The 11,639-nt window shown below is 38.3% G+C and carries 11 protein-coding genes and 1 tRNA gene; 2 read left to right on the plus strand and 10 right to left on the minus strand.

All coding sequences use genetic code 11. The features are described from left to right. Positions 1-55: 55 nt before the first annotated feature. Positions 56-1,321, minus strand: coding sequence for an SH3 domain-containing protein (locus tag G611_RS14915; protein WP_051195259.1), 1,266 nt, complete (start codon positions 1,319-1,321; stop codon positions 56-58). Between the two features lie 36 nt (positions 1,322-1,357). Further along, positions 1,358-1,431: transfer RNA gene (locus G611_RS0112690), tRNA-Arg, on the minus strand. 138 nt (positions 1,432-1,569) lie between these two features. Here G611_RS0112690 and G611_RS0112695 point away from each other — a divergent pair. Continuing rightward, the gene (locus G611_RS0112695) at positions 1,570-2,427 is read left to right on the plus strand and encodes a shikimate dehydrogenase (RefSeq protein ID WP_330362048.1); all 858 of its coding nucleotides are present in this window, start codon (positions 1,570-1,572) and stop codon (positions 2,425-2,427) included. Positions 2,428-2,441: 14 nt separating this feature from the next. Continuing rightward, entirely contained in the window at positions 2,442-3,473 is a 1,032-nt protein-coding gene (locus G611_RS0112700; protein WP_028243949.1) for a 3-deoxy-7-phosphoheptulonate synthase, read from the plus strand. 111 nt (positions 3,474-3,584) lie between these two features. Here G611_RS0112700 and G611_RS0112705 read toward each other — a convergent pair whose 3' ends face one another. The 8 genes from G611_RS0112705 to G611_RS0112740 all read right to left on the minus strand — a co-directional run bounded on the left by G611_RS0112705 (position 3,585) and on the right by G611_RS0112740 (position 11,637). Continuing rightward, the gene (locus tag G611_RS0112705) at positions 3,585-4,064 is read right to left on the minus strand and encodes an NUDIX hydrolase (RefSeq protein WP_051195277.1); all 480 of its coding nucleotides are present in this window, start codon (positions 4,062-4,064) and stop codon (positions 3,585-3,587) included. A gap of 110 nt (positions 4,065-4,174) precedes the next feature. Beyond that, complete coding sequence (gene rny, locus G611_RS0112710) at positions 4,175-5,725, minus strand: ribonuclease Y (RefSeq protein ID WP_278244525.1); 1,551 nt, start codon at positions 5,723-5,725, stop codon at positions 4,175-4,177. Between the two features lie 143 nt (positions 5,726-5,868). Then, positions 5,869-6,462: a regulatory protein RecX gene (locus tag G611_RS0112715; RefSeq protein WP_028243952.1), complete on the minus strand. Its 594-nt coding sequence runs from the start codon at positions 6,460-6,462 to the stop codon at positions 5,869-5,871. A gap of 2 nt (positions 6,463-6,464) precedes the next feature. Next, a complete protein-coding gene (gene recA / locus G611_RS0112720) occupies positions 6,465-7,520 on the minus strand; it encodes a recombinase RecA (protein WP_028243953.1) in 1,056 nt (351 codons plus the stop codon). A 170-nt stretch (positions 7,521-7,690) separates the two neighbouring features. Then, positions 7,691-8,758, minus strand: coding sequence for an acyltransferase family protein (locus G611_RS0112725; RefSeq protein WP_028243954.1), 1,068 nt, complete (start codon positions 8,756-8,758; stop codon positions 7,691-7,693). Next, positions 8,758-10,347, minus strand: a complete 1,590-nt coding sequence (locus G611_RS0112730; RefSeq protein ID WP_028243955.1) for a peptide chain release factor 3 — start codon at positions 10,345-10,347, stop codon at positions 8,758-8,760. The genes G611_RS0112725 and G611_RS0112730 overlap by 1 nt, the downstream gene beginning before the upstream one ends. A 101-nt stretch (positions 10,348-10,448) precedes the next feature. Next, positions 10,449-10,622 (minus strand): 30S ribosomal protein S21, encoded by a 174-nt coding sequence (gene rpsU, locus G611_RS0112735; protein ID WP_028236498.1) that lies wholly within the window; start codon positions 10,620-10,622, stop codon positions 10,449-10,451. 79 nt (positions 10,623-10,701) lie between these two features. Further along, a complete protein-coding gene (locus G611_RS0112740; RefSeq protein WP_028243956.1) occupies positions 10,702-11,637 on the minus strand; it encodes an SGNH/GDSL hydrolase family protein in 936 nt (311 codons plus the stop codon). Between the last annotated feature and the right edge of the window lie 2 nt (positions 11,638-11,639).

Genomic DNA, 11,639 nt, shown 5'->3' on the forward strand with positions numbered 1-11,639 from the left:
ATAACACAATGGAGACCAAATACATGGTCTCCATAACTTGCAAATTTATTTCAAATTACTGTAAAAGGTCTGTTCTGATATATCCTTCTTTCTTGCCATACTTAACCTTTGTCCAGCCTTCAGCATAGCTCATAACAACAGTAACCTTTTCACCTGCATAAGCAACTGCTACCTTAGATGATGATGAATCCATCTGCGAACGAATATTTATTGTAGAATCAAGAGTAATTTCTGTTCCTTCAGCAAGAGCGCTTGCGTTTGTATTTGTCTCTTCTGTTGCTGTATCGTTGCCTTCAGCAGAATCTAATGTAACAGCATCCTTTGTAATGTATGCCTTTGTTCCGTTGTAATCAAACTTGTAGAAGTCACCCTCTTCACCATAAATCTTGATTGCTACACCAGATTTAATTGAGCCAAGCTTATTACTTGTTTTATCAGCTGCTTCTCTGACATTTGCTTTAGCGTTAGTCTTACCAGTATATGAATTAGCTTCCTCCTGGGCCTCTGCCTGTGCTGCTGCCTCAGCCTCAGCCTGAGCAGCTGCCTCTTCTTCGGCCTTCTTAGCTGCCTCTTCTTTAGCGGCTACTTCTGCATCATAATCGGTATGCCACTGAGCATGTGCTGCTGGAAGTGTTTCGCTCATAAAAGTATTAAGTGCTGAATCATTCTCAAGAGCCTTTGTGTATGCATCCTGAATATCAGCTTCCATATCAAGCAAATCCTGCTGACGAATAAATACGCCGATTAAATCTGAAACCTCTGAATCCATTTCATAAATATTATTGTTCTGATTGAATGAACCATAAATGTTATTTATGAAAAGTTTCCCATCTTCGTTAGTTTCAACATAGAAGAAATCAAGTCCTGGGGCTGCTGTATCGATATCTTTGTACTTAAGCTCAACTTCTGTAGTTACAAGATATGAATTAGCTGTAAGTCCCTGCTTAGTGTAAATCTTAATATTATTGAAGCTGTCGATATAAGCACTGTAGAATTTGATGTAACTAATTTCCTGGTCGCAAACTGGAGTTGCAATTGAAGAAATAGTTTCTGTATCACCATCAGCATATGCTATATAGTAATCATTAATTAATGCTTCAAGTTCTTTATTACTATTCTTTTTAAAATCTTTAGTTGCATTCACCGTAGTCTTGGTTGCCACCGATTCCTTTTCCTTCTTTGGGCTTGTTCCTAAGAATAAAATAAGAACCATGGCTAAGAATATACAGCCTGCTAAAAAGTATCTTCTATATGTAAAAATAAATCGTCCACAAATGATTCCGATATTTTTGATTTTAGATTTGATGTCTTGTAAGTCCATGTGTGTCCTCCACTATATTATCGTATTCTGAATAACTGTAGACGGCCGGATTCGAACCGGCGGTCTTCGGAGTCGGAGTCCGATGCGTTATCCAGCTACGCTACGCCTACTTATTTATCTGCCGAATTATTGTAACACAACTTACATTCTACATCAAATTTTCTGTTATCTTTTTTAACGAACCTTTAGTTGATAAAAGTACTAAAGTGTTTTAAAATAATGTCAATTTTTAATGGGAGGACATGTTTATGAATCCAACAGGTTCAACTAATCTAATATGCTTACTTGGAAGTCCCGTATCACATAGCATTTCACCAGCTATGCACAACACTGCTTTTGATGCGTTGGGGCTTGATTATTCTTACATGGCCTTTGATGTAAACGAAAATAATCTAAAAACCGCAGTTGAAGGATTAAAAACTTTAGGCTGCATGAATTTCAATTTAACTATGCCTCTAAAGACAGCAATAATTCCATATCTTGATGAAATTGATGAAGCTGCCGCACTATCCCATTCTGTTAATACATGTGTAAATGTAAATGGAAAGATTAAAGGCTACACTACAGATGGTATAGGTTTTCTTCAGTCTATGATAGATTCAGGCATAACCTACAAGGATAAAATAATTACTATTCTTGGCGCAGGTGGTGCTGCAACATCCATAGTTACTCAAGCCGCAATAGACGGCGTTAAACAAATAAATATATTAAAGCGAAACAACGCAACCTTCTTATCCACCTGTGAATTTGCTCAAAAAATAACTGAAGCAACAGGCTGCAAAGTTTTCGTTCACGATATAAATGACAAGGCTTTAATGGAAAAGGATATTTCAGAAAGCCATATACTAATAAACGGTACAAACGTTGGAATGGGTGATGATGACCGTTCGCTGGTTCCTAAGGAATTTCTTAACCATAATTTAGTAGTATGTGATGTTATTTATCATCCACCTGAAACAAAACTCATACGTGATGCAAAGGAAATGGGCTGTAAAACCATGAATGGCAAATACATGCTCTTATATCAAGGTGCCGCAGCTTTCAAGCTATGGACCGGATGTGACATGCCAATAGATCTTATCAAAGCCACTTGCTTTGATGCATAGAAAGGACAAGAATAATGAGTTTCAACTACTTAAAAAAAATGCCAACACCTGAAGAAATCAAAGCTGAGCTTCCTGTTCCCGAGGAAGTTAAGAAAATCAAAGCTGAACGTGATAAGCAAGTTGCTGATATTATCACTGGAAAAGACGACAGATTTTTATGTATCATCGGCCCATGCTCTGCTGATAACGAGGATGCAGTATGTGAATATATCGAAAAGCTTGCAAGAGTAGCTGATGATATCAAGGATAAGGTATTAGTTGTTCCTAGAATATACACTAACAAGCCAAGAACTACTGGAAGCGGTTATAAAGGCATTGCATCACAGCCTGATCCAAACGAGGCTCCAGATATGGTAGCAGGCCTTAAAGCAATGAGAAAAATGCACATCAGAGCTATGACAGAGACACATCTTACAGCTGCTGATGAAATGCTATATCCTGAAAACTGGGGCTATGTAGATGATTTGCTTTCATACGTTGCTATTGGCGCCCGTTCCGTTGAAGATCAGCATCATAGACTTACAGTATCAGGCTTCGATGTAGCATCTGGAATGAAAAACCCTACTTCAGGTGATTTTTCCGTAATGCTTAACTCTGTATATGCTGCCCAGCATCCACATCATTTTACATTTTCAGGCTATGAGGTTAAGACAACAGGTAATCCTTTAGCTCATACAATCCTTAGAGGCGCTGTTTCAAAGCATGGTAACAGCACTCAGAATTATCACTACGAAGATTTAATTAGACTTCACAATATGTACGATGAAATGGATCTAGTTAATCCAGCCTGTATCATAGATGCAAATCATTCTAATTCAAATAAACAATTTAAGGAACAAATAAGAATTGTAAAAGAAGTGATGCACAATCGTAATCACTCAGATGCTATCAAAAATCTAGTAAAAGGTGTGATGATTGAAAGCTACTTAGTAGAAGGCTGCCAACCTATCTCCGACCACCAGACCTACGGACAGTCTATTACAGACCCATGTCTTGGATGGGAAGATACAAGACACCTACTCTACACAATAGCTGAGCGAAACTAAAAGGCTTCCCCCTCTGGGGGAAGCTGTCACCGCAGGTGACTGATGAGGGAAATATCTAAAAAAGACCCTCATCCGTCTGCTACGCAGCCACCTTCCCCCAAAGGGGGAAGGCTATTTTCTTGCAGCATAAGCCATAATAGCTGCCACAGTCTTGGCATCCTGGAGGGTGCCGCTGTAGCACATATCCATAAGCTCTTTCAACTCATACGCCTCTATATCAATATCTTCAGCCTCGTCTAAATGCTGTTCACCAATTTCCACTAAATCAGTAGCTAAATATACGTCTATTAATTCGTCGCAGAAAGCCACTGTAGATTTAAGTGATAAAAGCTTTTCCAGCTTGCCCGCGCGGTATCCTGTTTCCTCTTCTAGCTCTCGTGCGGCGCAGATGCTTGTGTCCTCATTTAAGGAATCACGCTTTCCAGCAGGAACCTCAAGTGTAAATCTATCAAGAGCATTTCTGTATTGTCGTACCATTAATATTTTGCCATCAGGTCTAACTGCAAGTACACATGCAGCCCCCATTCTATGACTGACAAAATCCCATTTTTCTTCCTTACCATTTGGAAGTCTAACTGTATCCTCATACATATCAAGGATTGTGCCCTTGTGAATCAGCTTTCTTCCAACTCTTTCAATTTTTTCCACAAAAAATACCTCTCTTCAAAAAAAGCGGCTGGATAAACCAGCCGCAAAATTATTTACTTTGCATAATCAGTAACTCGTGATTCACGAATTACATTTACCTTAATCTGTCCAGGATATTCTAGCTGTGATTCAATCTGCTTTGAAATATCCCTAGCCATGATGACCATATCGGCATCTGAAACCTGTTCAGGAACCACCATGATTCGAATCTCTCTACCTGCTTGAATAGCAAAAGACTTTTCTACACCCTTAAAGCTGTTAGAAATTTCTTCAAGTTCTTTTAATCTGTTTGTGTAAGTTTCCATAGCTTCACGTCTTGCACCAGGTCTAGCTGCACTGATAGTATCAGCTGCCTGTACAATACAAGCTATGAGTGTTTCTGGCTCTACATCGCCATGATGTGCCTCAACAGCATTAATAACTGTCTGAGACTCTTTGTACTTACGGCATAAGTCAGCGCCAAGCTGTACATGTGTACCTTCTTGCTCTCTGTCTACTGCCTTTCCGATATCATGCAATAAACCTGCACGCTTTGCTACTCTAACATCAAGACCAAGCTCTGCAGCGAGTAATCCTGATAATTGAGCAACCTCAATAGAATGCTTTAATACATTCTGACCGTAGCTGGTTCTAAATTTCATCTTGCCCAGTAATCTAAGAAGTTCTGGGTGAATACCCTGAACACCAACCTCAAGTGCAGCTGCATCGCCTTCCTCACGGATTTGTTGTTCAACTTCCTTCTTAGCTTTCTCTACTGTTTCCTCTATTCTAGCTGGATGAATTCTTCCATCTACAATGAGTTTCTCCAAAGCAATACGTGCAATCTCGCGTCTTACTGGATCAAAAGCAGATAAAATAACTGCTTCTGGAGTATCATCAATGATAAGCTCAACGCCTGTCATTGTCTCAAGAGTACGGATGTTACGTCCTTCTCTACCAATGATACGTCCCTTCATTTCGTCGTTAGGAAGCTGTACAACAGAAATTGTTGTTTCGGCAACATGATCTGCTGAACACTTCTGGATAGCACTTACGACTATCTCTCGAGCCTTTTTATCAGCTTCATCCTTTGCCTGAGCTAAGCTTTCCTTAATAAGTTTTGCTGCGTCTAATTTGACGTCTTCTTCTACAGATTTTAAAAGTTGTTCTTTTGCTTGTTCGGAGGTAAGTCCGGAGATTCTCTCTAGTTCCTGCACACGCTGCTGATTAAGTTTTGCAACTTCCTCGCGCTGCTTGTTTAGCTGTTGTTCCTGACGAGTGAATTCAGCTTCTCTCTTCTCGACTGCATCGAGTTTCTTGTCAAGATTATCTTCTTTCTGAGATAATCTATGCTCACTTCTCTGAATTTCAGCTCGGCGCTCGCGGATTTCCTTATCGAGGTCATTCTTCTGTCTCATGGCATCTTCCTTTGCCTCTAACATGGCCTCACGCTTTTTAGCTTCCGCATTCTTAACTGCCTCATCAATGATTTCACGAGCTTTAGCCTCGGCAGAATCCACCTTATTCTTGCCTTGTTTCTCATGAATCATGTTTGAAACAATTAAGGTGACAACAACTGCTACTAGGGCAACGACAATTGCTACAATAATCGTTACTGCGTTCACAGGAGCACCTCCTTATTTAATTTTCTAATTGGAATATAAAATAAAAGCTACTTGCTCTCATTTATAATCTTCAACATAATTAGTTTAACTTTATATAAAGCTTATGTCAAGCCTAGGTATACCATATATAGTAGGTGTAATATCTATTTTAATACTCTATTTATGCTATCCGATGAAAAGCCTCTTCCCGCTAAGAATCTATACATTTTAGATTTCTCTTCATAAGTTGCGTTTTCTTTATCATAATGCTTTTTTATCATCAAAGATTCTATAAGGTCAGACTCATCAGCTGTATATTCTTCCTCTAAAACTCTGTCGATAACATCTGATGAAATTCCCTTTCCAATCAAATCCTGCTTAAGGCGCATCTTACTACGGGAATCCTGATAAAACCTAATATGACTGGCAGCCATTCTGGCATCATCTAAATAACCATATTCATTAATATAATCAATAGCAACATCGATTATATCTTCTGAATATCCACCCTCTTTTAGCTTTGTTCTAAGGTTCTTTTCAGAACGATCCTGCTTTTCTAAAAGATGAAGTGCTCTTTTTTTACATCTAGGAATAAGGATGTCGTTAATAATCTGCATATAATCTGCTTCAGATAAATCGGCACCTTCTTCTATTCCGTAGGCTTCATATTCTTTTTTATATAGAACAAAATCTGTCCCGCCAGCGAGACAGATTTTTGCTCTTCCCTTTGTTAACTTAACAAGAGATAATACTTCCATAATTATTCGATAACCTCTGTAGGAATATCTTCTTTTTCACCGCCGACTACGCCAACTTCAGCTTCGTCTGCTTCTGAGTAATGCTCACGAATTGCATCTGCAATTTCCTCGCATACTTCTGGATTCTGCTTAAGGTATGTCTTGGCATTTTCACGACCCTGTCCAATCTTCTCACCAAGATATGCATACCAAGCACCAGACTTCTGTACAATATCAAGATTAGTAGCGACATCAAGAATATCACCTTCACGAGAGATACCCTCACCAAACATGATATCGAATTCTGCTTCTCTGAATGGAGGTGCTACCTTGTTCTTTACAATCTTTGCACGAGTTCTGTTACCGATAACCTCACCGTTCTGCTTAAGAGCTTCGATACGACGAACATCAATACGAACTGATGCATAGAACTTAAGAGCACGACCACCTGTAGTAGTTTCTGGGTTACCAAACATAACACCAACCTTTTCACGAAGCTGGTTAATGAAGATAACTACACAGTTAGTTTTAGCAACAATACCTGTAAGCTTTCTCATGGCCTGTGACATAAGACGAGCATGTAAACCTACATGTGAATCACCCATGTCTCCATCGATTTCTGCCTTTGGAACTAAGGCTGCAACCGAATCCACAACGATAATGTCCATAGCACCTGAGCGAACCATTGTCTCTGTGATTTCAAGAGCCTGCTCACCATTGTCTGGCTGAGAAATGTATAAATCATCAATGTTAACACCGATGGCCTTAGCGTATTTAGGATCAAGTGCATGTTCTGCATCGATGAAACCAGCAATACCGCCTGCCTTCTGAACCTCAGCTACAGCGTGAAGTGCAAGTGTTGTCTTACCTGATGATTCTGGTCCGTAAATTTCGATAATACGGCCCTTAGGGAAACCACCCTGACCAAGTGCTATATCAAGGCTAATAGAGCCTGTAGGAACTGTTTCAACCTGAATATTAGCGCCTTCGCCAAGCTTCATAACAGAACCCTTACCATATTGTTTTTCAATCTGCGAAATCGCAGCATCTAATGCTTTAAGCTTATCTTCGTTTGCCATTTTATAAAACCTCCGTTCGGAACAACTGTTCGTTCTTTATGTATAATAATAGTGAATCTAATATAAAATGTCAACAAAAAATGGGATAAAAAATTGAAAAAACAAAAACAAAAAGACAGTGACATAAGTCACTGCCAAATAATATACACTGTAGAATTATATCCGTCAAGCTATTTATTTTTTAATTTCAAACAAGGCTGTTCGATAAAATGCCAGCTAAGCCATGAAAGCGGTATAACTATAAGTAATGTTAATACCATGTTTAAATAAGGATTCATGGTTAATGTTTGATAATTCTCAGATGGTGTTCCTAAATATTCTACTAAAATCTGCTGAATAGGAAATGTCATAATATATATTCCGTAAGACAAATCTCCTACCTTGTCATACCACTTTGCTATAAATCTTTTTTGGAATGCTATATAAAAAATAATATAGGCGCCACATATGCTAAATACAAAAATAAAATTTCCGCACAAAATACCAACTACCAATCCTGCTATGGCAAAGCCTAAAGCCTTGGCAGAAAGAATAATTTTATCTGAATATAAATAAGCAGTCATTCCAATAGTAAAGAACATACCAAGCTTAGACATATTAAGCATATATCCAGAAGACAAAACAGGTAAGCTTCCAAGAGGACCGTAAGTAATTCCAAAATATATTCCAGCCAATATAACATACATAGCAGGGGCAAACCATCGTCTCTTCTTCCAGATAATGCTTGTAATTGCCACTAAGATATACCAAATCACTTCGTACATTAAAGTCCAAAGAGATCCGTTAACACTATGTATATAGTGATTAGGAAAAACTCCCGGTAGATTTGTATCAGATGATATAAATAAAAGATTTAAAAGAAAGCCTCTTAAATCACCGTATTCAAAATATTGTGAGAAAGTGTATACAGAAACAATAGGCCCAACAATAAACGCAAGTACCATTACTACAACAAAAAGTAATGGCCATATTCTTAAGAATCGCGCTTTGGCATATTTAAAAACACTGCTTGTCCTATCAAAGCTTCTGCAAATCAAAAAGCCGCTAATGATAAAGAATATATAAACCGCAATACCGCCCGCCAAATCCTTGTGATTAGTGAGGACATAAAATATATCCTTGGACTGATCTGAAATGGATACAGCAAAAGAATGCATGTATAACACCATCAGACTGGCAAATAAACGGATTATATTAAGGTTATTATTTCTATCATTAGCAGCTTCTTTAATTGTCATTAATTTGTACCAAACTCCGATAAAACTAGTCCTTCGTTTCTATCTTGAACCATACCAACAGACCATGAATTTACGAATAATAATAATGGTCTGTCCTTTAAGTCTTTAATCTTCTTCATATCAGATGTACCTGAAATCTTGTCTAAATCGTAATCTCCTTCAATCCATCTGATGTGCTCGTAAGGAAGATTTTCAAGAGCTATTTCTACATTGTATTCGTTGTTAAGTCTATATTTCAAAACATCAAACTGAAGAACACCAACAACACCAACGATGATTTCTTCCATACCAGTGTTGAACTCCTGAAATATCTGAATAGCACCTTCCTGCGCTATCTGTGTAATGCCCTTCATGAATTGCTTACGCTTCATTGTGTCAATCTGACGAACGCGTGCAAAATGTTCTGGTGCGAATGTAGGAATACCTTCGAACTTAAATGGCTTTTTAGCTGATGTAAATGTATCACCAATGCTGTATAGACCTGGATCAAATACACCAATGATATCACCAGCATATGCCTTATCAACTATCTTTCTTTCATCAGCCATCATCTGCTGTGGCGCAGAAAGCTTAGCCTTTCTACCGCCCTGAACATGTAAGTAATCCTTTGACGCGTCAAATGTACCTGAACAAATACGAAGGAACGCAACACGGTCACGGTGAGCCTTGTTCATATTGGCCTGAATCTTAAATACAAATGCTGAGAAATCCTCAGAAAATGGGCTGATTTCGCCAATATCACTCTTACGAGGAAGTGGGCTATATGTCATCTGAAGGAAATGCTCAAGGAATGTTTCTACACCAAAGTTAGTAAGAGCTGAACCAAAGAATACTGGGCTAAGCTCACCTGCTGTAACCTCATCCTGGTTAAACTCTGCACCTGCTCCATCAAGAAGTTCAAGCTCTTCCATAAGCTGATCATACTTTTCCTGACCAATTTCTTCCTTTAAAGCTGGGTCATCAACTGAAAGGATTCTCTCCTCTCCCTGCTTTGTACCCTTTTGAGTATCAGAGAACATTCTAACGCATCTAGTGTTTCTATCATAAACACCCTTGAATTCCTTACCTGAACCGATAGGCCAGTTAATAGGAACTGTTGCGATACCTAATTCGTTTTCGATGTCATCCAACAATTCAAAAGTATCATTAGCATCTCTATCCATCTTGTTGATAAATGTAAAAATAGGGATATGTCTCATAACGCAGACCTTGAAAAGCTTTCTAGTCTGAGCCTCGACACCCTTTGATGCATCTATAACCATTACAGCACTATCAGCTGCCATAAGGGTACGATATGTATCCTCTGAGAAGTCCTGATGTCCAGGTGTATCCAAAATATTGATGCAATATCCATCATATTCAAACTGAAGTACAGAAGAAGTAACTGAAATACCTCTCTCCTTCTCTATTTCCATCCAGTCAGATACTGCATGTCTTGCTGTTGCTTTACCCTTTACTGAACCTGCAAGATTAATCTGACCACCATATAAAAGAAACTTTTCGGTAAGTGTTGTCTTACCAGCATCCGGGTGTGAAATAATCGCAAAGGTACGACGTCTCTTAATTTCTTCTTCAACTGAACGTGCCATAAAACCTCCAAAAAATAATCTCTAATTCGTATAAACCGAAAAATAGCCTGTACCAAGATTAACTGGTACAGGCCATGATTTCATAAATTCTCGAACGTAAATTAGAACTTACGCTTTCTAGCAGCCTCAGACTTCTTCTTACGCTTTACTGAAGGCTTCTCATAGTGCTCACGCTTACGAATCTCCTGCTGGATACCAGCCTTAGCACAGTTTCTCTTAAATCTACGAAGAGCGCTGTCTAATGATTCGTTTTCTTTAACTGTAACATATGACATAGTCTAATCCTAACCTCCCTCCATCTGGGGACTTGTACTTAATATTCTTTAAAGCACTAACAAGCATTATAGCATAAAATCAATATTCGTCAACTACTATTTCAATATTTTCCTTATTTATACAATCCAATATCCCCGTTGCTATATATTCCATCGTTAAATCATTAGGATGCATGGCCACTGCGGCATCATTTATTCTGTGATAACGCCCATCATCACCGTAGACTTTATTTCCCATTTTCGCTATATAGCTCGATTTACTTCTGACAGAAGACAAATCAACATAATCACAACCAAGTTTTTCTGCTACCTGCGTTTTAATTGTATCTCTTCTAGACATTTTCCAAAAATCACCTACAAGTATCACCTTGGCTGTAGGCACACTTCTTTGTACATACTGAACCAATGTTTCATAATCTTTTTCAAAGGTTCTGGTATTCTTGATATTCTCTCCAACCTGAATAACAACTAAATCATAATCCTTTGCTAGTGTCGTATCAAGATTTGGAAGAATTTTTGAACGAACATTATCCCGCTCCCAGGTAGAGAACCCAACAACATCGTAATATACCAATTCGTGATTTGCCTTTAATCCATTTACCGTTTTATGAACATAATCCATTTCAGGAGATGAAGCTGCCATTCCCCAGGATCCCCACCAATATTTGCAAAGTGGATGAACAGTAATCGAATTTCCTATAAAAAGAGCTTTGTAAATTCCATCATCTATATCTTCAACAGGTTGATATGGCATAGCGCCAGCATAAGGCAGTCTCCCTTCCCATTTTCCAGAATTAAGATAATGATTAAGTAAAGCATCATAATTTTTTCCTAATTTTGCAGCAATATCAGGATTCTCATTTGCATAATAATCAGCATCGAACAAAAACTTTGTCTGTGGAATTATAATTGCTGCCTTTGCAATATTGCATGTCATACCAAAGCATTCAAGTACAAGTGCTACAGCAATAAATAAGCCTAGATTTTTAATAATTCTTTTACTAAAACATTTCATTA

Source organism: Pseudobutyrivibrio ruminis AD2017 (assembly GCF_000424305.1).
Lineage (GTDB): Bacteria > Bacillota > Clostridia > Lachnospirales > Lachnospiraceae > Pseudobutyrivibrio > Pseudobutyrivibrio ruminis_B.

Coding starts and splice junctions, on each gene's coding strand:
- G611_RS14915 (WP_051195259.1), bottom strand. CDS start 1,321: ATGGACTTACAAGACATCAAATCTAAAATCAAAAATATCGGAATCATT.
- G611_RS0112695 (WP_330362048.1), top strand. CDS start 1,570: ATGAATCCAACAGGTTCAACTAATCTAATATGCTTACTTGGAAGTCCC.
- G611_RS0112700 (WP_028243949.1), top strand. CDS start 2,442: ATGAGTTTCAACTACTTAAAAAAAATGCCAACACCTGAAGAAATCAAA.
- G611_RS0112705 (WP_051195277.1), bottom strand. CDS start 4,064: ATGTATGAGGATACAGTTAGACTTCCAAATGGTAAGGAAGAAAAATGG.
- G611_RS0112715 (WP_028243952.1), bottom strand. CDS start 6,462: ATGGAAGTATTATCTCTTGTTAAGTTAACAAAGGGAAGAGCAAAAATC.
- recA (WP_028243953.1), bottom strand. CDS start 7,520: ATGGCAAACGAAGATAAGCTTAAAGCATTAGATGCTGCGATTTCGCAG.
- G611_RS0112725 (WP_028243954.1), bottom strand. CDS start 8,758: ATGACAATTAAAGAAGCTGCTAATGATAGAAATAATAACCTTAATATA.
- G611_RS0112730 (WP_028243955.1), bottom strand. CDS start 10,347: ATGGCACGTTCAGTTGAAGAAGAAATTAAGAGACGTCGTACCTTTGCG.
- rpsU (WP_028236498.1), bottom strand. CDS start 10,622: ATGTCATATGTTACAGTTAAAGAAAACGAATCATTAGACAGCGCTCTT.
- G611_RS0112740 (WP_028243956.1), bottom strand. CDS start 11,637: ATGAAATGTTTTAGTAAAAGAATTATTAAAAATCTAGGCTTATTTATT.